The sequence below is a fragment of the Parasphingorhabdus sp. genome (assembly GCF_039977335.1).
In the GTDB taxonomy this organism is placed as follows: domain Bacteria; phylum Pseudomonadota; class Alphaproteobacteria; order Sphingomonadales; family Sphingomonadaceae; genus Parasphingorhabdus.
Genome location: NZ_JBDWDI010000004.1, coordinates 1510435 through 1537334, shown reverse-complemented (window position 1 = coordinate 1537334; position 26900 = coordinate 1510435). Strand labels below are relative to the sequence as shown.

General features: G+C 53.8%; 27 protein-coding genes. 11 read left to right on the top strand and 16 right to left on the bottom strand.

What is annotated here, in order from left to right:
* Positions 1–4: 4 nt before the first annotated feature.
* Positions 5–685: a cupin domain-containing protein gene (locus ABJM21_RS14740; protein WP_348300756.1), complete on the top strand. Its 681-nt coding sequence runs from the start codon at positions 5–7 to the stop codon at positions 683–685.
* Here the strand turns inward: ABJM21_RS14740 and ABJM21_RS14735 are convergent.
* From ABJM21_RS14735 to argE, 3 genes are all read right to left on the bottom strand, one after another.
* Complete coding sequence (locus ABJM21_RS14735; RefSeq protein ID WP_348300755.1) at positions 682–1743, bottom strand: fatty acid desaturase family protein; 1062 nt, start codon at positions 1741–1743, stop codon at positions 682–684. The two genes, ABJM21_RS14740 and ABJM21_RS14735, sit on opposite strands and share 4 nt — an antisense overlap.
* A 92-nt stretch (positions 1744–1835) precedes the next feature.
* A complete protein-coding gene (locus ABJM21_RS14730) occupies positions 1836–2642 on the bottom strand; it encodes an SDR family oxidoreductase (protein WP_348300754.1) in 807 nt (268 codons plus the stop codon).
* A 4-nt stretch (positions 2643–2646) separates the two neighbouring features.
* A complete protein-coding gene (gene argE / locus ABJM21_RS14725; protein WP_348300753.1) occupies positions 2647–3810 on the bottom strand; it encodes an acetylornithine deacetylase in 1164 nt (387 codons plus the stop codon).
* 196 nt (positions 3811–4006) lie between these two features.
* Between argE and ABJM21_RS14720 the strand changes: the two genes are divergently transcribed.
* Entirely contained in the window at positions 4007–4399 is a 393-nt protein-coding gene (locus ABJM21_RS14720; protein WP_348300752.1) for a hypothetical protein, read from the top strand.
* Positions 4400–4456: 57 nt separating this feature from the next.
* On the opposite strand, the gene ABJM21_RS14715 is transcribed toward ABJM21_RS14720, so the two are convergent.
* Positions 4457–4750: a hypothetical protein gene (locus ABJM21_RS14715; protein WP_348300751.1), complete on the bottom strand. Its 294-nt coding sequence runs from the start codon at positions 4748–4750 to the stop codon at positions 4457–4459.
* A gap of 382 nt (positions 4751–5132) precedes the next feature.
* Here ABJM21_RS14715 and ABJM21_RS14710 point away from each other — a divergent pair, with 382 nt between their 5' ends.
* Positions 5133–6296, top strand: a complete 1164-nt coding sequence (locus ABJM21_RS14710) for a nitroreductase family protein (protein WP_348300750.1) — start codon at positions 5133–5135, stop codon at positions 6294–6296.
* A 9-nt stretch (positions 6297–6305) separates the two neighbouring features.
* Positions 6306–6779 (top strand): MarR family winged helix-turn-helix transcriptional regulator, encoded by a 474-nt coding sequence (locus ABJM21_RS14705; RefSeq protein ID WP_348300749.1) that lies wholly within the window; start codon positions 6306–6308, stop codon positions 6777–6779.
* Positions 6780–6792: 13 nt separating this feature from the next.
* Here ABJM21_RS14705 and ABJM21_RS14700 read toward each other — a convergent pair whose 3' ends face one another.
* The 8 genes from ABJM21_RS14700 to aroQ form a co-directional block, all read right to left on the bottom strand.
* Positions 6793–8307 carry a hypothetical protein gene (locus tag ABJM21_RS14700; RefSeq protein WP_348300748.1) on the bottom strand — a complete coding sequence of 505 codons (1515 nt, stop codon included), beginning with the start codon at positions 8305–8307 and terminating at the stop codon, positions 6793–6795.
* An 89-nt stretch (positions 8308–8396) separates the two neighbouring features.
* Positions 8397–10232, bottom strand: a complete 1836-nt coding sequence (locus ABJM21_RS14695; RefSeq protein ID WP_348300747.1) for a DUF885 domain-containing protein — start codon at positions 10230–10232, stop codon at positions 8397–8399.
* A gap of 161 nt (positions 10233–10393) precedes the next feature.
* A complete protein-coding gene (locus ABJM21_RS14690; protein ID WP_348300746.1) occupies positions 10394–11095 on the bottom strand; it encodes a 2OG-Fe(II) oxygenase in 702 nt (233 codons plus the stop codon).
* 8 nt (positions 11096–11103) lie between these two features.
* A complete protein-coding gene (locus tag ABJM21_RS14685; protein ID WP_348300745.1) occupies positions 11104–12399 on the bottom strand; it encodes an amidohydrolase family protein in 1296 nt (431 codons plus the stop codon).
* Between the two features lie 139 nt (positions 12400–12538).
* A complete protein-coding gene (locus ABJM21_RS14680) occupies positions 12539–13735 on the bottom strand; it encodes an RcnB family protein (RefSeq protein WP_348300744.1) in 1197 nt (398 codons plus the stop codon).
* Between the two features lie 148 nt (positions 13736–13883).
* A complete protein-coding gene (gene accC, locus ABJM21_RS14675; protein ID WP_348300743.1) occupies positions 13884–15236 on the bottom strand; it encodes an acetyl-CoA carboxylase biotin carboxylase subunit in 1353 nt (450 codons plus the stop codon).
* A gap of 14 nt (positions 15237–15250) precedes the next feature.
* Positions 15251–15733 (bottom strand): acetyl-CoA carboxylase biotin carboxyl carrier protein, encoded by a 483-nt coding sequence (gene accB / locus ABJM21_RS14670; RefSeq protein WP_348300742.1) that lies wholly within the window; start codon positions 15731–15733, stop codon positions 15251–15253.
* Positions 15734–15765: 32 nt separating this feature from the next.
* Complete coding sequence (aroQ, locus tag ABJM21_RS14665) at positions 15766–16218, bottom strand: type II 3-dehydroquinate dehydratase (RefSeq protein WP_348300741.1); 453 nt, start codon at positions 16216–16218, stop codon at positions 15766–15768.
* Positions 16219–16315: 97 nt separating this feature from the next.
* Here aroQ and thiS point away from each other — a divergent pair, with 97 nt between their 5' ends.
* Both thiS and ABJM21_RS14655 read left to right on the top strand, forming a co-directional pair.
* The gene (thiS, locus tag ABJM21_RS14660; RefSeq protein WP_348300740.1) at positions 16316–17329 is read left to right on the top strand and encodes a sulfur carrier protein ThiS; all 1014 of its coding nucleotides are present in this window, start codon (positions 16316–16318) and stop codon (positions 17327–17329) included.
* 342 nt (positions 17330–17671) lie between these two features.
* Positions 17672–18037: a UrcA family protein gene (locus tag ABJM21_RS14655; RefSeq protein WP_348300739.1), complete on the top strand. Its 366-nt coding sequence runs from the start codon at positions 17672–17674 to the stop codon at positions 18035–18037.
* Positions 18038–18194: 157 nt separating this feature from the next.
* Here ABJM21_RS14655 and ABJM21_RS14650 read toward each other — a convergent pair whose 3' ends face one another.
* Together ABJM21_RS14650 and ABJM21_RS14645 are read right to left on the bottom strand one after the other, a co-directional pair.
* Positions 18195–18962 (bottom strand): LytTR family DNA-binding domain-containing protein, encoded by a 768-nt coding sequence (locus tag ABJM21_RS14650; RefSeq protein ID WP_348300738.1) that lies wholly within the window; start codon positions 18960–18962, stop codon positions 18195–18197.
* Positions 18963–18964: 2 nt separating this feature from the next.
* The gene (locus tag ABJM21_RS14645; protein WP_348300737.1) at positions 18965–20092 is read right to left on the bottom strand and encodes a histidine kinase; all 1128 of its coding nucleotides are present in this window, start codon (positions 20090–20092) and stop codon (positions 18965–18967) included.
* A gap of 251 nt (positions 20093–20343) precedes the next feature.
* On the opposite strand from ABJM21_RS14645, the gene ABJM21_RS14640 reads away from it, so the two are divergent.
* Positions 20344–20895 (top strand): hypothetical protein, encoded by a 552-nt coding sequence (locus ABJM21_RS14640; protein WP_348300736.1) that lies wholly within the window; start codon positions 20344–20346, stop codon positions 20893–20895.
* Positions 20896–20913: 18 nt separating this feature from the next.
* Here the strand turns inward: ABJM21_RS14640 and ABJM21_RS14635 are convergent, their stop codons facing one another.
* A complete protein-coding gene (locus tag ABJM21_RS14635) occupies positions 20914–22836 on the bottom strand; it encodes a S9 family peptidase (RefSeq protein ID WP_348300735.1) in 1923 nt (640 codons plus the stop codon).
* Positions 22837–23081: 245 nt separating this feature from the next.
* Here ABJM21_RS14635 and ABJM21_RS14630 point away from each other — a divergent pair, with 245 nt between their 5' ends.
* The 3 genes from ABJM21_RS14630 (at position 23082) to ABJM21_RS14620 (ending at position 25259) form a co-directional block, all read left to right on the top strand.
* On the top strand, positions 23082–23582 hold the full coding sequence (locus ABJM21_RS14630; protein ID WP_348300734.1) for a hypothetical protein: 501 nt from the start codon (positions 23082–23084) through the stop codon (positions 23580–23582).
* Positions 23579–24142 (top strand): hypothetical protein, encoded by a 564-nt coding sequence (locus ABJM21_RS14625; protein ID WP_348300733.1) that lies wholly within the window; start codon positions 23579–23581, stop codon positions 24140–24142. Before ABJM21_RS14630 ends, ABJM21_RS14625 begins: the two co-directional genes overlap by 4 nt.
* Positions 24143–24278: 136 nt before the next feature.
* Entirely contained in the window at positions 24279–25259 is a 981-nt protein-coding gene (locus ABJM21_RS14620) for a hypothetical protein (RefSeq protein WP_348300732.1), read from the top strand.
* 42 nt (positions 25260–25301) lie between these two features.
* Here ABJM21_RS14620 and ABJM21_RS14615 read toward each other — a convergent pair whose 3' ends face one another.
* Positions 25302–26210, bottom strand: a complete 909-nt coding sequence (locus ABJM21_RS14615; protein ID WP_348300910.1) for a metal-dependent hydrolase — start codon at positions 26208–26210, stop codon at positions 25302–25304.
* Positions 26211–26281: 71 nt separating this feature from the next.
* Between ABJM21_RS14615 and ABJM21_RS14610 the strand changes: the two genes are divergently transcribed.
* Positions 26282–26878, top strand: coding sequence for a TetR family transcriptional regulator (locus ABJM21_RS14610; RefSeq protein WP_348300731.1), 597 nt, complete (start codon positions 26282–26284; stop codon positions 26876–26878).
* Positions 26879–26900: the final 22 nt, after the last annotated feature.

Here is a 26900-nt window from a genome sequence, read left to right as displayed (position 1 = left end):
TGAGATGAGGATCAACGCCGATTTTGACAAACCCGTGGTCCTCAGACCGGAGGATATGAAATGGGTCCCCTCCCCGTTGCCCGGTGTCGAGCGCAAAATGCTTGACCGGGTGGGCGGAGAAGTTGCGCGCGCCACATCATTGGTACGTTATGCCCCAGGCAGTTATTTCGATCCGCATGTTCACAGCGGCGGAGAGGAATTTCTGGTGGTTAAAGGCGTGTTCTCTGACGAACATGGCGACTTTCCAGCTGGGACTTATGTGCGCAATCCCATCGGCACCAGTCACAAACCACATAGTCAGGATGGCTGCATCATATTGGTGAAGCTGCACCAGTTTGATGCTGCGGATACAGCGCATTTCTCGCTCGATATCAACGCACTGGATTTTGAGGATGGTGGCGCGCCGGGTGTGGAATTCGCCTGGCTTCATCACTTTGAGGGCGAGGAAGTGAAAATCGTCAGATGGGCACCGGGTAGCAGCTATCCTGAACATGTCCATGAAGGCGGCAGTGAAACCTACATCCTTGACGGCAGCCTGTCCGACGAACATGGCGATTATCCCACCGGAACATGGGATCGGACGCCGCCGGGATGGACGCACACGCCCTATAGCGAAGAGGGATGTCTTGCCTGGACGAAAACCGGCCATTTGACACCTGAAAAGCTTGGGAAATTTGCCGCTTAGGCTGCGGCGGGTCGAGTTACCTGTTTCAATACATCCCGATATCCGCTCGCAATTGTCATCCGCTTGTCCATACCTTCCGCTAGTAGCAGCGCATGTGCTTTTGGCAGATTATAGCACGGCACGCCCATGAACAGGTGATGTTCGCTATGATAGTTCACCCAATAGGGTGCAACTGTGGTGCGTTCCCATAGGTTCGCATAGGTTGTGCGAGCGTGGGTGAACGGGTCTTCGCTTCCCGTCGTGGTGCAGGCATGTTCGGCAATATTGCGGATGCGCAGAAAGAGTTGGAACGTCGTCGCCAGCGCAATGGTCCAGATCAGGAATGGAATGATGCCAAATGTGAGCAGGCTGGCGACCAGCACAATAAGTTGGATCAGGAGAAAGCGACCGACCGTTTTTGTTGTCCGGATGGCTCCGTCCAAGTCCGTTACCGGCGCAGATACGCCAGCCGCACCGCCGCGATTGAGCGCTGTACCAGCAGATGTGTCGCGCTTGCCCTTACCTTCGGTCGAAGGCGATCCTCGCAGCATTGCCTTGAGCCCCAGCCATGCCGCGACCATCTGACCGCTGCGCTGCTTCAAAAAAGTCTGCCCGGTCAAATCGCGAAAGACTTTGCGTTTCATACTCTCTGGTGTCGTCGGAAACGGCTTTGACAGCGCCAGGTCGGGATCCTCTGGCTGCTGCGTATATCTGTGATGAGTCAGGTGATAGGCCCGGTAGCTATGAAGGTCGCTTCCCGTTGCGGCGCCAGTCAGCCATTGGCCGGCGAAATTGTTAACCTTGCGATTGGGATGGAGCAGCCCATGCGCGCCTTCATGCATTAAAATGGAGAGGCCCAACTGCCGCCCGCCAACAATTGCGATTGCAAAAGGGAAGGCGACGAGGCCCGCTAACCAGTGCCAATCCCATAACAATGCCGTGCCCGCTAAAACAACGGCAGTCGTCAACCAGCCATGCAGCGTCAACCAAAGGCCCCGCGAGGGCGATACATGCGTCAAACGCACCCAATCGTCGCGGGCAAAAATCTCTGTGGGTCGGGCGGCTTTAACGGTTGGCATGAGCCTATAATAGGCTAATTTCCGCCAAAAATCCACTTTTTACGACAAAAGCGGCAAGCTGGGTATTCCGTAACGTAAAATAAGCCTGCCGGTTAAATTTCGACCAGTCCGTTCTCGATAGCGTCCATCCGCTGCCGCATCGCGATGCGGGTTTCTCCATCATCCGTAGCGCAAACCAAAGTGCCGCCGCCTGCTGCCATGACGCGCTCTATGTCCGGCCACATCGCATCGGGTGTTTGGGCCTCTCGCCACATGCCAGCTATTTTTGGATCCATGTGGCGTTCGCCGCCAAAGCGTTCGGGGCGGGCTTTGGCGCCATCCCAAATCTCGGTATTGAGCAGGCCAGGGCATAAGATGGTCGTATCAATATCCTTAGCCGCCAGCTCTCCACTCAGGGCTTCAGCAACCGCCATCGTGCCATGCTTGGTGACGGCATAAAGGGGAAAGTCGCCTTCTGGTGTCCGCAGTGCAGCCGTTGAAGCGGTAATGCCGACATGGCGCGGATGAACCTCCAGCAAAGGTACAAAACATTGCGCTGTCCAGATCGCACCCAGCACATTCACATCATAGGCCCAGCGTACCTGATCGGGCCTCCCCTCCAATATGGATGCTCCCACGCCAACGCCAGCGTTGATCCACAGCATTGCAAGATCGCCATGATCACTACCAAAACGCTTGGCCGCTGCCGCAACAGCGTCACGGTCGCTAATGTCGAAGCTCATCGAAAAAGCGCCGCCGCCAATTGCCAGTGCCACGGCGGCGGCGGCCTCTTCGCGGATATCCTGAACGCAGACGATCATGCCAGCTTCCGCGAGTTTGATCGCGAGCATCTTGCCAATGCCATCACCGGCTCCGGTGACGAGAGCGGTGCGTCCAGCATAGGCGCTGAGTTTGGTCATGTGCTTACTCCTGCTTCAACTCTTCAGCCAATTTTAGCATAAAGACGGCACCGCGCGTGAATTGATCAAGGCTGATATATTCATTCGGCTGATGCGCCTGTTCAATCGACCCTGGGCCACAAATCACGGTCGGAAAGCCTGCTTGCTGAAACTGCCCTGCCTCGGCGGCATAGGAAACAACGCCAGCTGGCCTATTGTCGCCGGTGAGTTTGCGAACAAAGGCTTCGGCTTCTGCGGAACCAGATTGACCGAGAGGCGGCGCGTTGGACAATTGTTCCACGCGGACACCAGTTCCGGGAAAGGCGTCCTTCAGCTGAGCGTCAATAGCGGCAGCTTTCTCCTTGAACGGTTTCAGGATCTCATCCGGATCGACATCGGGCGGACAGCGCAAGTCAAAAACGAAATGCGCGCGCCGTGCCAATATATTGGCCGCTGTGCCGCCTTCCATCTTCCCAACCGTAAGAGTTGCATGAGGCGGTGTGAATGGAGATTCCGGATTGGCATTTTCCCAAAGCTCCCGTGCGAGATTGGCAAGATCATGCATCAGCTCTATCGCAACCATATTGGCGGACACGCCCAAATGAGTCAGGCTGCTATGCGCTTCATGACCGAGCACTTCCACTTCGTGGACGCAAATGCCTTTGTGACCCGTCACCACCTTCATCATGGTCGGCTCGCCAATAATAGCTAGGGCCGGTTTGGGCAGGGTGGCAGCAATTTCCTCAATCATTGCGGGTGCGCCAAGGCAGCCAACCTCTTCATCATAGCTGATCGCCAGATGCACCGGTCGCTTGCCATCTTTCAGCAATGGGGCGGCCGCCAAAGCAAGAGCGATAAAACCCTTCATGTCGCAAGTCCCGCGTCCGTGAAGCAAGCCTTCGCGTTCTGTGACCGCAAAGGGTTCGCTCGACCAGTCCTGCCCATCCACTGGCACAACATCGCTGTGGCCTGACAGGATGATGCCACCTTCTATATCAGGGCCGATGGTGGCGTAGAGATTGGCCTTGGATCCAGCGGCATTGATGACCCGGGTGGCGCTGATCCCATATTGCGCGAGATAATCCTCTACCCACGCAATTAGGTCCAGATTGCTGTTCCGGGAGGTTGTATCGAAGGAAATTAGCGAATCGAGAATCGCTAAAGATGAACGAAGAAGGGGATTTGTCATAAGGTTCACATAAACGTGCGCTATTCAGAATGAAACTTTCTTACAAAAATGCTTTATCTTTCAGCTGCTTTACAGCATGTTACATGGAGGCATTTGGAGAGAAGGAAGAATCTGGCTACAGCGTGTTCATCAATGGTTAATCAAATCTTTACGGTTTCTTGTAAAACAAGCTGAGATAGAGGGTTCTAAATCGGGTATGAACAGAGTTATTTCAGTTGAACAGGACTTGGAAGCGCTGGCTAGTCTGGCTGCGAGATTGCTCTCGACACCGGTAGCGACGATCACGCTATATGAGTCGAATTGCAAAGACGGACATGGCACGGCCGACCATATCACGCATACTGCGGTAGCGTGTGATGAAGACTGGGCGAAGAGCCATCCCGACATAGACATTGCGCAATTGGGCAGTCCGCGTTCCGCCATGACGCAACATCTTGGACTATACGCATCTGTTCCGCTTAGAAATGGCGACGGCTCGACCATAGGCATGGTCGCCTGTGCGGGCGACGAGGCCAGAGATTTGAGTGATCAGGAACTGGGCATGCTAAAGCATATCACAGCCTTAGCCTCGGCTGTCATTCACGCTTAAACTGTTAACTTATTGGTTAACCATTACAGGGATTTGTAAAGGTCGTCTGGTTCGTACCTAGGCGTCGATATCCACAGACTGCAAAGCCGCTTTGCCGCGTGCCGTGATCATGGTGTCGAGAAAGCGGGGTCCAGAACCCGTGCCGGTCAGGAAAGCTTCATACAGGATCATGCCATTGTCGCTCAACGTTTGGACAGTATCCACGAAAAGCGCAGGATTGCGGCCATTATCCTCTGACTCAATTACATCTGGAGTCATGGTTGCCGCCGACGGCCAGGTTTGATTGAGCGACCCGAGAACATAACGTTCCGTCTCGGACAAGTTCGCTTCGGGGGAGTAAGCAGAAGTCATTTTCTATCGCAGACCAGATCAAATTAAGTATGCCCCACTCGCTTTGATTGTGTTAACCTTTATTAAACTAAAAAGTTAAAAAAGTGTTAACAAGCGGTTACCACTCCTTTGACTTTTCAGGACATTCAGAGCCATTTTGACAGGGCGCAAAGCCAGTTTAGAGCTAGCTCTGAACGATGTCAGCCCCTTACAGATTTTTGACGCCGGGATGATAGCGAAGACGGTTGTTCTGCCCTTAACACCAGACGAGTTGAATCTTAATATCGGGGATATGGGTGATTTCCCTAAAGAGAAATGCCCATAATTGCGTGAAGCGCCGATTTGACATTGCATATCCATAAACATAGATATCTATATATTAGATAGATATGGAGATTCGAATATGATTTCGCGTAGACAGGTTCTGGTAACCGGCGGTGCATCGCTTGTACTTCTCGGCGGTGGTTTCGGTGCTTATGTTGGAACACGCTCAATCGCCAAGGCGCAAGAGCCTTGGAAACAGGCGGCAACGGGTTTTGGCGACCCGCGGCTCGATGCGCTGGCCTTTGCCATATTGGCACCCAATCCGCACAATCGCCAACCCTGGCAGGTGCGGTTGGAGGGCAATGACAGTTTCACGCTTTATTGCGATCCGGACAAACACCTGCCTCATACTGATCCGCCCAATCGCCAAATCACAATCGGCTTCGGTACGTTTTTGGAACTGTTCCGGCAGGCGGCTGCTGAAAAAGGATATCGTGCAGATATTACGCCTTTCCCTGAAGGCGAACCTGAACCGGTGCTCGATAATCGGCCTATTGCTTATGTCACGCTGACAAAGGATGCGTCAGTTTCCGGCGATCCTCTGTTCGGTTCTATATTGAACCGGCGTAGTACCAAAGAGGCTTTTGCTCCGCGCAGTGTCGATGAAGAGACATTTGCCAAACTACAGACCATGGCGTTTGCTGGACAATCTGAACCGGTGACATCACTTGCCACGACAAGCAATGCCGAGAAGGTCGCCCAATTGCGGGAGCTGAATTGGAAAGCATGGTTGGTGGAATATGATACCGCACGCACCCAAAAAGAGAGCGTCGATTTGATGCGGATTGGCGCGGCCGAAGTAAATGCGAGCCCCGACGGCATTGATATGAGCGGACCGATGATGGAAGCGCTGCGGCTGGGCGGCATCGTCTCACGCGAAGAGCTCGCGACAAAGGGATCCACGGCTTATGAGTCCGGTATCTCCATGTATAAAGAGATGCTGGATAATACGAGTAGCTTTGGCTGGTTGATCTCACCGGACAATAGCCGGACAACACAATTGCAATCTGGTGCGGCCTGGGTACGGATTAATCAGGCGGCGACCGCCTTAGGGCTGGCGATGCATCCGGTCAGCCAGATATTGCAGGAATTTCCCGAAATGGCTGATCTTTATAATGAATATCATGCCTATCTAGCTGTGGATGCACCAGCGAGGGTCCAGGGCTTTTTCCGTTTCGGTTATGCTGCTGCGCCGGAACCTTCGCCCAGATGGCCGGTGGAATCGCTCATCCTGAACGTCTAAGGAGAGCATATGACTGACGATTCAACACCTAAGCCAGCAGGGCTGGAAGGCGACCCGATAGAATTTGCGGTGATGACAGAAATTGGCATCATCAACCAGCTTACCACCAATCTGTTTCAGTCGCATTTGCCGAAAGGCATGACGGTGGCGCAATTTTCGGTGCTCAACCATCTTTTGCGCCTCGAAGTGCAGCAAACCATCAGCGAACTGGCCAGTGCGATGCAGGTGGCGCAGCCGACCATGTCATCAACCGTGCGCAAGTTGGAGGATAAGGGACTCATCGAGCTGATCTATGAACCGGATGATCGCCGGATAAGACGGGTGGCGGTGACAGCCGCTGGCACGCAGTGCCGCAACGATGCGGTGGCGGCGCTTGGGCCAATGGCTGAGAAATTGCGGAAAAACATACCGGCAACGGAATGGGAGGCATTATTGCCGCCGCTAAACCGGATCAGGGTATCTCTGGATGAATTACGGAGCTAGCCTTTGGCGATGATCACGAGCCGACGGCAGTTTCCTTCTGACCTTTCGCCTCCAGAGCCTTCGCTTCCGCTTTTTTCAGCAAAGCCAGGGCGCGTTCCGTCATTTCCGATTGATGCGGATTGTGAGCCAGTGGACCTAGAGTATGAGCGGCCCAGTCATATTTTTTCTGTTCCATAAACTCATTGGCCATCATCCAGCGCAGCCCATTGTCATAGGGCGCTAGTTCCAATGCTCGCGCGAGCCCATCTACGGCGATTGTTGGCGGTTCAATGCCCTGTTCCCGATAGCTGCGATAGAATTGAATCAGCGGAATGGGATGATCATTTTCAATCTTGTTGAGCTTTACAAATTGCCGACGCATTTTCTTCCACGCAGCAGCTTCGTCTTCTGCATCGGGAGCCATACGAGCTAGTGCATAGCCTTTTTGAACATAAGCATTGATAGAATTGGCATCTATAGCCAGCGCTTGGTTCGCGGCTGTGATGGCTTCAGCATCATTGCCTGCATCATATTCCGCCTCTGCCAAAGCCGTCAGGACAGCGGGATCACTAGGATGCTGTACAGCGACCTGTCTTGCTTCAACCAACAGATTGGCGGCCTGTTCTTCGTTCACGCCCCGCTTCGATCGAATCAAGATTGGTATCATTGCTGCTTCGCCCGCGCGCAAACGGCGCACGTCGATGTTTCCAATATTGAGATAGTTGGCTGGAATACGATATGTCGTTATCTTCCGTTTGCGCAGATAGCTGTTGAGGTCCTTGTCCAGCTCTTTCAGAGCGCCAAAGGCTTGCTTCGCAGCGGAAATTTCATCGGCACCCTGCGCAAGGCGAGACACATAGTCGGATAGCTGTCCTTTTCGTTCCTGTGAAAAATGCAGCATATGATAGAGCGCCCAGCTCTGGCCGTAGAAGGAGTCATACTTCTTCGACTTCTTCTCGCCATATGCCTTGGTATCGAGAAGCAATTCTATCGGTACGTCCCTTGCAAGAGCGAGTTCGTAAGCGCGGCCTTTGGAGGAAAGGCCAACGCTGACACTACCATCACTGCCGAATTTCGCTGTGCCATAAAATTCGGCAAACCCCTCGCTGAGCCAACGCGGATAAGCACGAGCGGCCGATCCGATCAGAAAGTGATGGGCATATTCGTGTAAAAGGATGAGTTCAGACTGCGACATTTCATAGCGCGATGACTTGACTTTGGCGACGATCGCCAGTGAGCCACCAGCGCGCGGAATATAGAAGCCGCCGACATATTTGTTTTTGCCTCCGTAAAGATCGCGTACGTCACCGAGATTTTTAACAACATAGATGGTGACACGGTTTGAAGGGCTTGGTTTGGTTGCCGGTCGGTTGAATAGAAAGCGCATGGTGTCGTGGTAGCGCTCCAGTCGTTCGGCAAAGGCCTTGACGTCCTTTTCCTTTTGATTGGAATAGATCAGGAAGTGGTCGCTGCTTGCTTCATGCCAGGCGGCCTGGGCTGGCGACAGAAAGAGTAGGGATAATAATCCCAAAAGAAAAAAACGTATCATCTAATAATTGCCCCTATACTCCCGTCACTATATGTGAATCGTGAGTATAAGGGCAATAGTGATTTGAAAAATCGGCCAGTCAGATCAATTTAAATCTGCGTAGCAATCCAGTCTTCGATCTTTTTCTCCAATACCGTCATCGGCAGGGCGCCGGTGTTCAGCACCTGATCGTGAAATTCACGCGGGTCGAACTTGTCGCCAAGGCTGTCTTGCGCCTGTTTCTTAAGACGTTGGATGGTCAAGGCACCAATTTTATAGGCCAGCGCCTGAGAAGGGATCGCGATATAGCGTTCGACTTCTGCCGTCGCATCGGTTTCTCCCATACTGCTATTGTCGAGCATATATTTGATTGCCTGCTCACGGGTCCATTTCTTGCTATGCAAACCGGTATCAACCACTAGCCGCATCGCGCGCAACATTTCGTCATCGAGATGGCCAAAACGTTGATAAGGATCGTCGAACATTTTCATTGGAAAGCCCAGTTTCTCTGAATAGAGCGCCCAGCCTTCGACAAAAGCGGTGTTGCCGCCGAAACGCATGAAATTGGGCAGGTCTTCATTTTCCTGCGCCAGAGAAATCTGGAAATGATGACCCGGTGCGCCCTCATGCAGGTACAGCGTCGTCATGCCGGATGTATTGCGAGATGGCAGGTCATAGGCGTTGAAATAGAAAACACCGGGGCGTGAGCCATCAGGAGTGCCGCTTTGATAAGAGCCGCCAGCTTGGAACTTCTCAATCGACTCATCATAGGGCCTGATTTCGAGTGGTGATTTCGGCAGTATTTTGAACTGGGTTGCGATAACCTTGTCGACTTCCTTGCCAAGGTCATAATAGCCCTGCGTCAATGCTTCTCGGGATTTCGGTTGGAATTTCGGATCGGTGCGCAAATGGGTGAAAAATTCGGACAAGGTACCTTTGAAGCCCACTTCATCCTTGATCGCTTCCATTTCCGTTTTGATCCGGGCGACTTCGCTGACGCCGAGATTATGGATATAGTCGGCTTCGAGAGGCAAGGTAGTCGTGCCTTCGATGAGATGTTTGTACATCACGTCGCCGCCCTTCATGTAGGACAGGCCAACGCCTTCGCGGGCCACCGGTAGATATTCGTTTTTGAGAAAATCATGCATGGTCTGATAGGAGGCGAATATCTTGTTCGTCATCGCTTCATATTCAGCCGTCAAACGGGTCTTGTCCGCATCGCTGAAATCTTCCGGAAAGGCCTGTGTCGGTGCCATGAACGGGCTTTTCTCAAGGCCCAGTCCGATTTGCGTGGCGAGTTGCTCAATTACATTGCCAACCGTCAGCTTGGTTTCAACCACGCCGCTGTCCATGCCTTGACGGAACCGGCCCACCGAACGGTCGATCAAGGTGATAAACTCTGCATGGCGCTTTAGATTGTCTTCGTAATTTTTAACGGTCTTGAACGGAGCTGCGCCTTTGCCGGATGCAAAGGTCGGGTAAAAGGTGTGAAAGCCGCTGAAGTGATTGAGTGGGCGGACAACGCTGAGGTCCATAATTTCTTTGGACATGCCTTTAATTGCTTGTTTCTTGTCCCGCATGAACACGTCATAGGCAATCTTGTCGGTCACATTGAGTTTGGTGCGATCAATTGCCATCAATGCCGCCAGTTCGCTTTCTTCAGCAGCCAGTTCGGCAGCGAAATATTCATCGCTGATGTAATCACCAAGGCGGTCGGCATAACGCTCATCACCACGGAACAGTGCGCCAATCGGATTGCGGTTCAGGCTATCTGCATCACTTTTTGCGAACAGGGCCTTCAGCCTCTCACTCTCGCTCTCAGGAGCCTTCTCGGTTCCTTCTTGTACCGATGCGGCGCTGACCACGGAAAGGCTATTGGCATTTGCAACCGAAGCGGTGGCCAGCAGGCTGGCACCAGCGAGCAGGGTAAGAGTCTTGTTGATCATGATATATCCCTAGTTTTAAAAGCTGTTATGTATGGCTAACACGCCTTGGTTTCACCTGCAACGATTGCTCATGTCGTTCGTCGAAGAACATAGGTTGTTGGTCAGTGATGAATGACTGCCTGTTGTCGGGCAGCATCAAATCCACTTCCCGTTACGGCGCGTTATTGAAACGATCGTCCATGCCAGCGATTGAGGCGGAACCATTTGGTGATGATATATTTCGTGCCTTTGACAACCGGCGTTCCGGCGTGGAGCGTATTGAGATTGGGTCTACCGTCCGGCCCCATATTGTTCCAGATCAGTAACATGCCCTTGCGCGGTTCCACCTGATATTGGAGTTGCGGGAAAGCGGTGGCACCGCCTTCTTCCGGTTCGTTGAGATAAACCATGGCCGTCCAGCTGCGCTGCCCGCCATTGGCTTCTTCTTTCTTCCAATATTTCTCGGTTTCGTGGAAATAGTCATGGTGGTCCTTGAATTGCTGACCAACTTGATAGCGCTGCCCCTGCAACACTTCGCTATGGTCATTATCCAATCCCATCAGATCACAGATGGATTTTTCGATCCGCTTTATATCTGGATCATCAATCTTGACGTTGCAGCTATAGCTGGTCCGAAAGCCTTCGCTCTTGATCGTCTCATAGAGATCCGATGGCGTTGAATCGGACTCGATCATGTCGATCAGCAAGGCGCAATCGTCATCGGACAGGAAGTTCTGATGTACAAATAACTGCGCATGCGGGCTTTCCAGCCATTGGACATGGGGATGGGCATTTAACTTGTCTGTGACCCGCTGGCTCAGCTCGATCATGCGTTTCGGGCTGTTAAATTTGGTCGCTTTGGTTTTGGGTGCAATATTCGTCATGACATGATTCAATCGATAACCCTGCCGCGAACCATGACCCAGTCGATATTTTCCAATACCGTCACATCCTCCAGCGGATTGCCATCAAAGGCAATCAGGTCGGCCGAATAGCCATTAGCGATACGGCCGATTTGCCCTTCCATACCAAGCACTTCAGCGGCCAAGGTGGTGGCACTTGCCACGGCCTCACGCGGCGTCAGTCCGTGGCGGACCATCAGCGCAAATTCTTCGGCATTGCGGCCATGGCCGAATACGCCCGCATCGGTTCCAAAGGCAACCGGTACGCCCATTTTCTTCGCCATCGTCACCGCCTTGCCGACGCTACCCAATGTCTCGCGAATTTTATTCTCTACCACCGGCGTATAAATGCCTTTGCCGAGGCCTTCGCTTACACCCTGAAATGCCATCAGAGTCGGTACGAGTGCGGAGCCATTGGCTTTCATGGCTCTCAGTGCCGCCTCATCCGCAAAAGTTCCATGGTCGATCGTATCAATGCCAGCACGCGCTGCTGCTTCAATCCCGCGCGCGCCATGAGCATGCGCCATGACCTTCAGTCCAAGTGAATGCGCCGTATCGGCAATGGAAGTCATTTCCGCGTCGGTAAAATGCGCTTCGAGACCACGGCCTTGTTGAGAGAGCACGCCGCCTGTTGCAGTAATTTTGATAATATCGGAGCCCGCGCGTGAGGCTTTCCGGACCTTCGCGGCACATTCCACGGCTCCGGTACAGCTATATCCACTGGCGAGCGCATCATTAATATCTTCCTTAAAGCCAGTCGTGTCGCCATGGCCGCCAACAATGGCCAGGGCCGGACCCGCAGCGATAATGCGTGGTCCTGGAATGACGCCTTGTGCGGTGCCCTTGCGGAGCGAGAAGGCCGAATATTGCGAGGAACCGGCCTCGCGCACGGTAGTGAAGCCCGCCTTTGCAGTGAGCAGCGCATTTTTCGCACCCACGACGACTCCCCATTCGGTAGGTTCGGTTGCCTGTTTCCAGAAATCTCCGCCCGGATCACCGGTCAGATGGACATGCAGATCGATCAGGCCCGGCATGACGGTTTTTTCCGACATATCAACAATCGTGACATGATCCTCAGGCGCGGAAGGTACGACATCGCCTTGGCCAATATCGATGATTTTGCCGCCGCTGACTGTAATGGTTGCCGGACCGGAAGCGCCCTTGGCAGGATCGGCGATCAGATTACCGACTTTGATGATGGTGACCGGCGCCATTGGTTTCTCGTCCGCTGCCAAAACTGGAGCGGCAAGGCCCAGTGCTGCAATTGCAATCATATGCCGGATCATGTCTCAATCATCCCCTATTGGTGTTTTGACCTGTGTGCGACGGGCAGCGAATGGTTTCAAGAGATAATATAGATCAAGGCCCGCAATCATCGCTGATTACGGGCCCTGCCTAAGGAAAATCGGTTTTGCTTTGTCCGGCTTAGTAGAAAAAGTCGTAGATCACATCGACCACGCGGCCATCATAAGTATCGACCAAGAGGACATCGCCATAATAACGGACCCAGCGATAGCCTCCATAAGCTGGCGGCAAGCGGTAGCGCCAAGGATCGTTTATCCAATAGCGTGATCCGTAGAAGGACGAGCCCAGATAGATACCGATATTCCAGCGCCGGTAACTATGGTTCCGATACGGGGAATAATAACGGCCCGGGCGATAATAGTGGCGGTTCGCTTTGCGATAGTTCCGCCAGTTATAGCGCCGGTCATTGCGCCATCCACGATTCCATTTGCGATAATCACGGCGTGCGTCGCGATAGCCTTTACGGTATCCCCGCCGATCATTGCGATAGCCACGACGGTCGTTCCGATAGCCATCACGGCGTCCGTCACGATAACGGCGGTCCACGCGGCCATTGTTATTCCGGTCGAACCGGCGATCTATCCGACCATCGCGATTACGATCCCAGCGGCGGTCTACACGGCCGTCTCTATTACGGTCACCCCGTGCACTGGCACGGCGATTTTCCTTATAACGACGGTCAATCCGGCCATCGCGGTTGCGGTCTACCCGGCGGTCGACGCGGCCATTATTGTTGCGGTCGAACCGGCGGTCAATACGCCCGTCCCGGTTCCGGTCAAAGCGGCGATCTACACGGCCGTCTCTGTTGCGATCCCCGCGTCTGATAGCGCGTCGTTCTGCACGGTTACCGTCACTCCGTACAGCATCCCGGCGGGCCTGACGGTTGGACCGGCCCACATCGGCACGGCTGCGGCTCCGCGAGAAATCACGGTCGACATTGCCATTTTGCTGGCGAACGGTGCGGCGCTGCTGCCGCCTTTCGGCGCGATCGCCATCGGTCATTATGTTGGCGCGGCCGCGATTATTGCGGTTTTCTGCTCGCGCTGCCCGGCGGGCTTCGCGGTTGCCGCGATTGGCCTGTCGAGCTTCCCGGTTACCCCGGTTGGCCCTTCGAGCCTCTCGGTTCCCGTTGCCACGATTTCCGCGATTGGCACGGCGCTCTCCGCGGCCATCGCGTTGCAGGGCAACATTGCCGGTCAGGTCAACAGTGACAGCCGACGAATTCTTGTTCAAATTAGGTGCAATATCTGCAGCGGACGCGGTTGCAGGCGTCAACATAGTGGCTGCCATCAAGCCGGTGATAAAAAATAGTCGCATAGGCTCACTCCATAACTACGCGACCCCATTTGCCGCATCTATGGAACGAGTCATAGCTTATTAACCCTGTCGGACACCTGAACTCGGCTGTAATGTTCAGGAAAGAATCGATTTATATGAATGAAAATCACCCAGTCGCGACGGTAAACTAGGCTTTTTCATCCTTCTCGAGCCACTCTTCCAGCCATTTGATGGTATATTCGCCGGATTGAAAACCTTCATCATAAACCAGCTTTTGATGCAGCGGGATGGTCGTTTCCACGCCTTCGATGACAAATTCATCCAGCGCACGGGCCAACCGCATCATGCAGCCGTCGCGAGTCCGGCCATAAACGATCAGCTTCGCGATCATGCTGTCATAATAAGGCGGGATCGAATATCCGGCATATAGACCGCTATCGACGCGCACATGCATGCCGCCGGGGGCGTGATAGCTGGTCACCTTGCCCGGAGAGGGCGCGAAGGTTTTCGGATTTTCCGCATTGATCCGGCATTCAATCGCATGGCCGGTAAATTCCAGCTCTTCCTGTGTGACTGACAGATCACGTCCATCAGCGATACGAATCTGTTCGCGGACCAGGTCAAAGCCGGTAATCATTTCCGTCACCGGATGTTCTACCTGCAGACGCGTATTCATTTCGATGAAGTAGAATTCATCATTCTCGTAGAGAAATTCGATCGTACCCGCGCCGCGATAGCCCATGCCCTTCATGGCATCGACACAGACTTTGCCCATCTCTTCGCGCTGCTTTGCACTGATCACTGGGGAAGGCGCTTCTTCGAGAACCTTCTGGTGGCGGCGCTGCAACGAACAATCGCGTTCGCCCAGATGAATGGCATTGCCGCGGCCGTCGCCAAAAACCTGAAATTCAATATGGCGCGGATCGCCGAGATATTTTTCAATATAAACCGTCGCATCACCGAAAGCCGCTTTGGCTTCAGTACCAGCCTGCTTCATCTGCGTTTCCAGCTCTTCCTCGCTGTTCACGACCTTCATGCCGCGCCCGCCGCCGCCAGAAGCGGCCTTGATGATCACCGGATAGCCGACCTCAGCCGCCACCTGTTTGGCCACTTCGACCTCGCTGACGGCTCCGTCAGAGCCAGGGACCAAGGGAATGCCAAGTTCGCCAGCCGTCTTCTTGGCCGCAACCTTGTCGCCCATGATCTTGATATGCTCGGGCTTGGGGCCGATCCACTTAATATCATGCGCTTCGACCACTTCGGCAAAATGCGCATTTTCGGACAGAAAGCCATAGCCGGGGTGGATCGCATCCGCGCCGCTGATTTCGGCAGCGGAAATAATCGCCGGTATGCTGAGATAGCTATCGGTCGCGGAAGGCGGTCCAATACAAATAGCCTCATGCGCCAGCCGGACATGCATTGCATCTTCATCGGCAGTGCTATGCACGGCAACGGTTTCGATGCCCAGCTCCCGCGCCGCGCGTAAGATGCGAAGCGCGATTTCGCCGCGATTGGCGATCAGGATTTTGTTGATGGTCATGCGCCGGGCCTCATCTACGCAATCACAACCAGCGGCTGGTCAAATTCGACCGGCTGGCCGTTTTCGACCAATATGGCTTTGACTGTGCCGGCGCTTTCCGCAGCAATCGGGTTCATTACTTTCATGGCTTCAATGATCAAGACCGTGTCACCTGCAGCGACTTTATCGCCTACGCTGACAAAATTGGCCGCCTCAGGATCCGGTGCCAGATAGGCCGTACCGACCATTGGTGATTTCTGCGCGCCTGCATGATCATCTGCCGCTGCCGGTGCCGCTTTGGCTGCCGGGGCAGCGGCCGGTGCCGCCATCGGTGCTGGTGCAGCCACGGCATGAACCGGGGCAGCAACTCCGCCGCCGCCGCGAGAGACACGGACTTTGCGGTCGCCATCTTCGACTTCAATTTCGCTGAGGCCAGCGCCATCCAATATCCCGGCAAGTTCCCGAACAATGTCGAGGTCCACATTCATGCTGCCATCACTGTCTTTTTTTGCGGCCATTTCTGGTTCCCATTTTGAAATTAAAATTAGTTCTAGAGTTTTTGCGCCGCATCGAGCGCCAATTGATATCCCAAAGCACCAAAGCCGCAAATGGTTCCTTTTGCAACCGGTGCGACTAAACTCTTGTGGCGAAAATCTTCGCGCGCCGCCGGATTGGACAGATGCACCTCTATGACCGGGACGTCGATCGCCTTGATCGCATCATGTAGCGCAATGGATGTGTGGGTGAGAGCGCCGGCATTCAGGATCACTGCCTGCGCGTCATCAGCAGCCGCTTCCTGCAACCAGTCAACCAGATGGCCTTCATGATTGCTCTGCCGGATATCTACATCGAAACCCAGATCATGCGCCTGATCTTCCAATCGTCCGGCAATATCATCCAATGTATCAGAGCCATAGATTTCCGGCTCCCGCATCCCCAGCAGATTGAGGTTGGGGCCGTTCAGGACAAAGACGGTCTTTTTGGTGCTTTTTCCCTCTGACAATATAATGTCCCCCATATCGTGCTTTTGGTTGCGGCACTGCTTAGCTGTTTATATGGCCTCTTTATAGGGCTCGATTCCGAAAAGCGAGATCAAACAAATGGAAACATTAGTAATGCCGGAAATTTCAATTCAGCTAAATGGCGACGGCAGGACAGTAGCGAGCGGCATGTCCGTCGCTGATCTGGTCCGGTCGCTTGATTTGGAACCAGAGAAAGTGGCGGTGGAGCGCAATCGGGAAATCGTAACCCGTTCAACGCTGGGCGATGTCATGGTCGAAGATGGCGATCAGTTGGAAATTGTCCACTTCGTTGGCGGCGGCGATCATGCCGGTGATGTGACTGCTGATGATGGCTGGAGCGTGGCCGGTCAAAACTTTTCATCGCGCCTGATTGTCGGGACCGGCAAATATAAGGATTTCGAAGAAAATGCGGCTGCGGTTGAAGCGGCAGGGGCAGAGATTGTTACCGTGGCGGTGCGACGGGTCAATGTCATGGATCGTAATCAGCCCATGCTGACGGACTTTATTGATCCCAAGAAGACCACCTATCTGCCGAATACCGCCGGCTGCTTTAACGCCGATGACGCCATTCGGACTTTGCGCTTGGCCCGCGAGGCCGGCGGCTGGGATCTGGTGAAGCTGGAAGTGCTGGGCGAGGCGAAGACGCTTTATCCCAATATGCGCGAGACATTGGAGGCGACCGAGGTGCTGGCCAAAGAAGGCTTCAAGCCGATGGTCTATTGTGTGGACGATCCAATTGCCGCGAAACAGCTTGAGGATGCTGGGGCGGTTGCGATCATGCCTTTGGGCGCACCAATCGGCTCCGGACTGGGTATTCAAAACCGCGTGACGATCCGTCTGATTGTCGAAGGTGCCAATGTGCCGGTGCTGGTTGATGCCGGCGTAGGTACGGCCAGCGATGCCGCTGTGGCGATGGAACTGGGCTGCGATGGTGTCCTGATGAATACTGCCATTGCCGAAGCGAAGGAACCGGTGCGCATGGCGCGCGCGATGAAGCTTGCGGTAGAGGCGGGACGCGAAGCCTATCTGTCTGGGCGAATGGGCCGGCGGATGTATGCAGACCCGTCAAGTCCGCTTTCTGGACTGATTTAATCGAATCGGGCTGATTTAACCCCATAATACACCCTGATTCGGTGTCATCTATAACTATCTGAATAGTAACAAAAGTTACGTAACTTTACTTTGATCGACGTTCCAAGGTCGTTGGTCGAAGCTTTTTGCTGTTGAACGACCAAAATGGCTGTTTGTAGAGTTTCAGATGCTCGCGGACCGACCTTCCCGTATCTAAATATTCGAGGCGGGAGCAGCAGCATAAGTCTCAAAGCTCTTCCCCGAGCTGGTCAAAACAACTGCTCCCGCACTCATAACCCCAGAGGGTAGCCTGGTCCCCCTTTATGCCAGCGCTTCCCCGATATATGAGTGAGGAGTGAACGTATGAAAAATTCTATCTTGAGCAAAGGCCTATGTGCCGCTGCAGCCATCGCCGTAACAGCAACCGGTTTTGCCGCTAGCGCCAGCAGCGCCAGTGCCCAGAATCGCATGACACGGTCTGTTGAAATCAGTTATGCCGACCTCGATCTGACGAGTGCAGATGGTCAGGACACACTGGATGGCCGGATCAAAGGAGCGGTACGCCAAGTCTGCGGTAGTTATGACTCGAAAAGTCTTCGTGACATGGCCGATCACAAAGGCTGCGTTAAAGAAGCAAAATTCTCTGCCAAGCGCGCCAAAGTGTCGCTGATCGCCAGAGCAGAAGCAGGAACACTTGGCACAAGCACCGTCGTAATCGGCGGCAACTAAAATCAATCCAAGAGCCGCGAATCCCAATTAAGCGGCCCCAATTTGGCCAAACCAACTGATAGCCCCGGTGCCCTTACACCGGGGTTTATTTTTGGGCGTCTGTTTTGGACGATATATTTGTGACTGTGGAATGCGTTATGCGTTTGGGGTGGCGGCCTTAACGCCCGGCCAGTTTCTTGGCTTCGGCCAAATGCGTGCGGCCGATTCGGATTTCGGTGCCGCATTTCAGGCAAGCGATCCAGATGCCGCCTCCATCATGGCGGAGGCCGCCAATCCAGTCCCGGCGAACCAGATGGGACCGGTGCAGACGGATAAAATGCTCTGGATTGAGCCGTCCTTCCAGTCCGGTAATCGTTTGATGCAGCAAATAGCTGGTGCCGCCCTGCTCGCCACCGACATGCAGTCGCATATAATCACGCTCAGCCTCGATGCGGTTGATTTCCGACGCGGCAATCCGGCGCAATTCTGACTTATAGGGTACCCAGAATTCCTCGGCCCACGGGGATTCTTCAGCGGGAGCCAGCAGTTGATCTGTTTTTCGTTCCAGCACCCGGGATATGGCGACTGTCAGTCGCGCCGTTTCAACCGGCTTGAGCACATAGTCGATGGCTGCAACGCCAAAGGCTTCCACGGCAAATTTATCAAATGCGGTGACAAAAATAATCGCTGGCGCTTTCTTAAGGCCAGCAAGATTTTTCGCAACTTCCAGCCCGTCCATACCGGGCATGGCAATATCGAGCAGCAACAGATCCGGCTCCAGCTGTTCGGCAAGGCGGATCGCCGCTTCACCATCGCTGGCAGTGCCAACCAGATTGATATGCTCTTGCCTCGCGCACAAAAGCTGCAGGCGTTCAATCGCCAACGGTTCATCATCGACAATCAAGGTCTTGAGCTGTGATGGAGTAGGCGCCGTGTCGTCTGCCATATTCAGATATCCGCTAAGAGAGGCATGGTCAGTTCCGCAATGAATCCACCGGATTCAGGGTGTACTGTCTTTAGCTTGGCCTGGGAACCAAATCTAGTCTCCAGCCTGTCACGGACATTGGCTAGACCAATGCCATTACTCTGTGCTTTGGATTTACCCAGCATCTGCGCCTCGCCATCATCGGCGACAGTCAGTTTAAGAAAGTCTCCTTCAGCTACGGCGCTGATACTGATCGTGACCGGTCGTTTCGAGTGGGCCACGCCATGTTTGATCGCATTTTCCACCAGTGGCTGCAGGATCAGGCCAGGGACCAGCACATCCATCAGCTTTTCGGGAATATCCGTCTCGGTTTTGAGGCGCTTGGGAAAGCGCACCGCTTCAATATCGAGATAGAGATTTTGGAGATGCACTTCTTCGGACAGCGCGACGTCCTCCAGCGGATCGCCGGACAGACTGGTGCGATAGAATTTCGACAGGTTGAGGATCATTTCCTCGGCTTCTTCCGGCTGGCTGCGCATTACCAATGTGCTGAGGCTATTGAGCGTGTTGAACAGGAAATGCGGATTGACCTGATAGCGTAGGCTGCGCAGTTCGGCATCCTGCGCGGCTTGCGCAAATCGCGCGGCCTTGCGTTCGACAGTGCGGACCTCGCTGGCATAGCTGAGCGTCAGGTAGAGCGAAGCCCAGCTGATCATGAAGAAGAAGCGTGAAATACTGTCCTCGACAATGACTTTCAGCGCAAAATTCTCCTGCTCCATATATTTGCGCATCTCCTCCATATTCTTTTCATCGAACAGGCTTTGGGGATCGTAGACGTTGAACATGTAAAAGTTGAAAGCCGCGATTGCGATGGCGCAGGGGATCGCTCCGGCAAAAGCGGTGATGATCCGCGTCGACAGCATCTTGTCCTCAAAAAGCTGCAGTAATCTGTACAGCATATAGGTGATAACGATACCCAAGATGGTCACTACGACACGCCGCACAGCCAATTCTTCCTGTGCCGGCCAGTCGCCGACGGCGGCGCGCAGCGTGATGATGATCACGTAAAAAAGCCAAAAACCGAGGATCGACAGGATAGCAACTTGCTGTCCCACAGATGGTTTGTGATTTCCGATGTCGAATTTTCTCATTATGCGCCTAATTTCTAGTTGCCGTGCAGCTTAGAATGAAATGGTATCAATTGTCTCTATCGGAATCGTGACCGGTCGAAACATGCTTGCGGTTGGTCGAAACTTTCGGTCGCATCCACCTAATTTTCAAAATATTTGAACGCCTTGGGAATAAATATCGGTCTGTTTGGATCGTGCTTAATCAAATCCTAACCATGTTTTGGTCAAGTGTTTCTTGTGGGGACAGACACTGTTCCAGAGTAGGAGTTACGATGACCAAAGCGATGCAACCGGTACCAGGCGCAATGACGCTGTCGGAAATGAAGGAATTTGCCAGCTTTGGCTCGGCGACCCAACGCTATATCCGCCGGTCGCTTGATGTCGGATTGGATCGCTCTGATGCCATCGAAACTTGGTCGCGTGATGCGGTTGAGGAAGCCGGTATCAAGGTGCAGATGAAACTCTACAAACGGCTTGCCGATATTCGCAAAGCCATTCCTCAGGATTGTGCGATTGACGGCATTGAAGGCTTCATGCCGGCTTTGATTTCGCTATCTGCTTATGATTTGGGGCAGGGGCGCATCAGTAGTTTCTCGGCCTATCGTTTCCTATACGAGCGGCTGCTTGGCCCCGATGCTCGGCCATGGTTGCCCGGCAGCTTCTGTGCTGCCGCATCCTTGCCGCATCTTCATCCAAAGACCCGCAAGGGCTTGCTACAATCGATCAGTGAAGCGGCTGCCACGGCACCCGGATGGTCCACGCGCGAGCCGAGCTTCTTCCCCGAATGGGTGGAAAAGGTCGATATGAGCAAGGCGGCGCACTAACGCACTGCTGTTTCGGCATCATCCAGCCGGAATATGCTGTGCGAGAAATGCCTCCATTTCCTGAAGAAACTGCACGCGGTCCGCTTCTAGTGAGAAGTGGTGATCGCCCTCTTTCTGCTCAATATAGCGGACATTTTTGCCGGCCTTTTTCAACGCTTTGGCAAAACGCTTGCTCTGGCTGACCTTGACCCTGCGGTCTTTTTTTCCATGGATGAGCAGCACCGGCACCTGCACTTCTTCGGCATAGTGGATGGGTGATACCGACCTTAAGTCTGGCGCCTGTTCCTTAACCCAGGTCCGGCTCCATTTGCTGTTTAGATAGCGCCGGTCATAGCGGATCATTGCTTGCAGATCGGATACGCCGGCAAAAGAGACCGCACATTTGTAGATATCGGGATTGCGATGTGCCGCGCGCATCGCGGCATAGCCGCCATAAGATCCGCCGATTATGCAGACGCGATCGGGATCGGCAATGCCCTGTTCCACCGCCCATTTCACGCCGTCGTCCAGATCATCTTGCATGGCCAGTCCCCATTGACCTTCCCCCTTTTGGGCAAAGGCCACACCATAGCCAGACGAACCGCGATAATTGGGCTGCAAAACCGCATAGCCGCGATCGGCCAAAAATTGTGCCCACCAGTCCCAGCTTTCGGAATCGCGAGCAAAGGGCCCGCCATGCGGCATCATGATAAGCGGCAGCTTTTCCGCTGCCCGCCCTTTGGGGACGGTAAGGACGGCCTGGATCGACAAGCCGTCGCGTGCTTCGTAGCGGACCGTCTTAACCGGCGCATAGCTTTTGTTTCCGAGTTTATCATTAATCTCGCCCAGCTTCTGCATCGTGCCCCATTCAGGATCAAAAATATAATATCTGCCGGGGCGTGACGCGCTGCCGACAAACACGATGAAGCGGGTATGGGCCCGATTTCGGGAAATGATCGTGGCAGATTGGCCAGGCACGGATTTGTCCAGCGCCTGTTGCAGTTCTTTAAGTGTGGGGTCCAGCCATTCGACTTTGTAACGCGTGTCCGTATAGCCATAGCCGATCAGGGCGTTGCCGTCGGCATTGGTGTGAATATGGTCGATATCATAACCGTCCACAGCATGTATTTTGTCGCCGATGGTCAAGCTCTCGAGGTCATAATGATAGAGGGCATCGGTGCCGTCTTTGTCGTCAAAAACCAGCGCCTTGGTTGGATCGGGCAGGAATAGAGTAGGGACGGTCAATCCCTCTCCTTTTTTTCGTTTGGCACGATCAACAATCTTGAACAATCTGCCGTTTCTCTCCCGATAATAGAGTTTCGATGTCAGATTTTTATCGCTGCGGCCAATGCCCAACCTGACATTACCCATCTGATCAGCATACCAATTCTGGACGCCATTTTTGGGTTTAACGACCGTTTTCTTCTTGCCTGTTTCCAGATTGATATGATCAACCTGCGCCCAAAAACCGGGATAGTTTGAATAGATTGATGTCTGATAAGCCAGTAGAATTTCCGGTGATCCGTCTTTGGCGACCCAAAGGACATCCGAAGCATTTTGGGCAGCCTTACGGTTGACCAGCAGCTCTGTGGAACTGCCATCTGCCTTGATCGCAACGGTGCGGGTAACAAGCCAATCATCGCCTTGCACATTTTTGACATCAGCAACGCGAGCGATCAACCAGTCATCATTCACCCAGCGCCAGTCAGTCATGTCTATGTCACCAATATTCAAAACTACGCGCTTGGGTCCCGATGCCAATATCGGCGAAATCATGAAAATCTGTTTGCCGCCAGTCGCTATCAAGGCTGCGTATCTGTCGCCTGATGGGGACAGTTTTGGACTGTTCAGCATTGGCAGCGCGGCAAAGTCTTCCAGCGGCGTCTGTGCCTGTAACGACGAAAATAGCCCGTTGAACATCAGTATGAAAAACACACTGACATCTAATATATAACGCCCCATTATTTGCCCCGCGTTCAATTGAACAAAAATATTCTACATAATGATTTAAAGCTAAGCCGGTTCTATTTCTAAGTCACGTGTTAAAGACGGTAACAGTTAACAGTTTCGGCCAGCCCAGGTGACGGCAACGCTTAGAGTCTTTAACTACCTTTCTGTCAGACGAATTGCGCATCGGGGCGTAGTCTTGTTTGTGCCTGACGGACCAATACGGACCGATGGGCAAATCGAACAGAAAGCAAGATGATATGCGCCCCCTATACCCGTTTATTGCAGCAGGCCTGTGTCTTTTTCTGTCTCTACCCGCGCTTGCAAATGACACGGTTTTCCCGGCAAATAGCCTTATCGGGCTGAAGCCGCCCGGTGCCATGAAAGCGCATGTCGGTCTATCCATGTTTGAGGATGAGGCGGAAGACGCCGTCATAAGCCTTTTTGCGGAGCCAAATACAGGTGCGCACGAACAGCCCTTTTCGGAATTTGGTAAAATCGACAAGGTGCCGCCGGACAAGACATTGGAAGGTCCCGTCCAATATTGGAAGCTCGCCGAAGGCATTGAAGCCTATCTGTTGGTCTACACTGTCAATAAAGGGGGCAAAGTCCAACGCCACTGGACGATGGCGGCGCAGGATGCCGACCTACTCGCGATCCTGTTCGCGCGGGCTCCGGCGGACAGTAAAGTTTATTCCGACGCGTTGATGCAGGCCGCGCTGCGAACCTTGCAGTTCCGCAAGGCCCCGCCGGAAGAATGACCCGGAATATTATGATGGAGGACCGGATAAGCACCGGACCGGACGTTGCATCCCGCATGGGGTCGGGCAGATCCATTTCGATAAAGAGAGCGGTCTTCGCTCTAATCATCGGTGCAGCAGCGGCCTTTTTTCGGGTTGCTCTTATTGATCTCATTTTTCTGTTCATCGCTGCGGTCATTATATTTGGCATTTTTGCCATGACGGGTGCGTCGCGCGGAGTGCGCCTGATGGTCGCTATCCCGGGCGGGTTGCTCTGTTTTGTGATGATGTGGTTCGGCTGGCTCTGGATGGAAACCGATTTTCTTTCGGCGATATTTCTGCCGATTGTTTTTTACGACAAAATTTTTGACGGGGTTTTGGATACAGTGAACAGTTCAGGCTATGTGGCGCTGCTTGGCTATCAGTTGGGTGTGGAGGTTGACCCCGTCTGGATGAAGCTATTTTGGGCGCTCGAAAGCCTGATATTCCTGCTGCTCCCCGCTATCGGTGCCTGGCGGGGCGTGGGCATGGGCAGGGACGCTGGCGATGACGAGGAAATAGAAACCACCGCGCAGCGATAAGGGCAGGCTCCGGCCATTCGGTCTTTTGCAACAATGGCCGGACTACAGCGATTATCCCATCAAATGGGTCTTGCGCTCATGGTGTGGCTACCTGATAGAGGTGCATCACTCGGGGAAAGAGGAAAACGACAAGCAAATGCGTAACTATTCAAAACTGATCGCGGCGGGATTGTACCTATTTCTGGGCCTGTTTTTATCCGTCCCCGCATCGGCAGGCACAGTCGTGTTTCCTGGCAATGGTGCCGTAGGTCTGGAGCCTCCCGGAGCGATGACTGTCGCTGACAGCTTTGCCGGTTTTCGCGATAGCGCAGAAGGCGCATCGATACTGGTCGCCGAATTTCCGCGCGAAGCCTATGCCGAAATCGCGCCGCAATTTAATGCCGAAACCCTGTCCGCCCGTATGACGGTGAACGGGGCTGTGCAAAAGCTGACACTGCCCGGCGATGTCGAAGCGCTATTGGTGACGGGCGTGCAAGAACAGCAGGGCATATCCTATCGCAAATGGGTGATGATTGCGCGCGGTGCAGATATCACTGCGATGATCACCGTGCAGATTCCAGGCACTAGCGAAGCCTATTCGGATGAGCAAGTGCGGGCGGCGTTGAACTCCGTCCGGTTCCAGCCGCGAGGATCGCTGGAAGAAGAGATATCGCGGCTGCCTTTCACCGTGACGGAGCGCGCCGATTTTCGCGCGGTGCGGACCTTGGTGGGTAGTGGCCTGCTCCTGACCGACGGGCCCAAGGACATCGTCAAGGATGCATCCCAGCCGCTGGTCATCATTGCATCCAGCCTCGGTACTAATCCGGCGGTCGGCGCGCTGAGCGAAGACCAGCGGATGCAGTTGGCGCTTAATGCGCTGAAAGGCCTGCCCGTCAAGGATGTGCAGGTGGAAAGCACCGATGTGGAAGAGGATGGCGATGTCCTGATTGCGGGCAAGGGCAAGGATGAAGACGGACGGGCAATCTCCCTGCGCCAAATCATGCGCTTCAGTTCCACCGGTCATGTCCGCACAGTCTGCATATTCACTGCCGAACAGGATATCGCCGCGCGCTGCGATCAGGTCGGGCAGGCGGTGTCTTTGAAATTTGGTGGTGAGAGCTTGAAAGCTGAGGAATAGATTGGGAGTTGGAGCATCATTCAGCTTTGAACGAACTCAGCCCTACGCAGCCTGCGCGCCGTCGGGCAGGGCGGCTTCAAATTCGCTTTCCGCAAGATCGATCAGGTGCCGGTCATCTTCGTTCCACGGATGAAAGCCGGGCAGGAAGAATTTGATCCAAGGCACGATAATTTTTCGCGCGACACCGGGTTTTGCCAGCAGAAAGCGCAGCACGCTCATCTTGGTGCGAAGGCCGGTAAAGCCATCCTGTGCCAGCAGGTCGAGCGTGTCATTATAGCGGTTGGTCCAGAAATTCCGCGTGATGATAAGCATCATCAGCGCTTTAACTTTCCAGCGCTGCCAACGTGACCAGTCCTTAGTGGCATAGAGCCAGGTGTCATAGGCGACGCCTTTATGCTCAATTTCTTCGAGCGCGTGCCAGCGCCACAAGTCGGCGGTTTCCTTGTCCGCTTTTTCAAAATGTTTCGGATTGGCGATAAATTGCTGCGCCATGATCGCCGTAAAATGTTCCAGAATCATCGTCGCGGCCAGATTGGCGATGGCGGGCCGGCCCTTGGTCAATTCGAGCGACTCGGTAATTCGTTTTTCTATGCGGGCGGTATCATAACCGGATTCTTCAACCCGGCGGTTCAGTGCAACATGTTCGCGGGTGTGAATGATTTCCTGCTTCACAAAGGCGCGGATTTCTTTTTGCAGTTTTTCGGGGGTGACATCGCGAAAGGATTTTACGCTTTCGATGAAAAAGGCCTCGCCGCGCGGAAAAGTAAGCGATAGCGCGTTATAAAAGGCCGTCGCAACCGGATCATTGTTTAACCACCAGCGGCCAGGCTGATGTCCTGCATCACGGCCAAAGCGGCGATCGCGCGGCGTGATCTGGTGATCTTTCGGGGTCGGCGTATCAATTGTTTCCGGTCGGGCTTGCAGGCCGCCCTGCTTGTCCATAAGGGGCATATTCATAAGCGTTCGCTTTTACACAAAAAATTGTTTAACTTGCAGAGTAGATATTAGGGTTACTTACATAGATGTCAATAGCTAAACGACGCCTCTCTCCTGAAGAAAGCCGCGGTATGGCATTAGCCGCCGCGCTGGATTTGTTGATCGAAGCCGGGCCGCAAGCGGTGACGCTGAAAGCGGTCGCTTCTCGGATTGGTCGGACCCATGCTAATCTTCTCCATCATTTTGGTTCTGCATCAGGACTGCAAAAGTCACTGGCGCAATATCTAACGGACCGGGTTTGTGGATCGATTGCCGAGGCGGTTCTGAAATCCCGGACTGGTGAAGGTACGGTCCGCGATATTGTTGATCTGACCTTTGATGCCTTTGACAAACAAGGCGCGGGAGCTTTGTCCTCGTGGATGTTGCTGACCGGTAATGAAGACGCGCTGGATCCGATTATTGATTCGATCCACGCCTTGGTCGATGAACTGGGCGAGGATGGGCATGAAGATCGCGAAATGCATGAGGACACGCTGACATTGGTGCTGATGGCATTGGGCGATGCGTTGATCGGGGAGCGGCTCGCCGGTTCGCTGGACCTGCCGCGTAGCAGCGCGCGTGATCTGGCCGAGATACATTTGCAGCATGCGCTGGATCGCTGGAAAGCCGAGCACGGCGCTTAAGCAAACGAAAATCTAACCATTT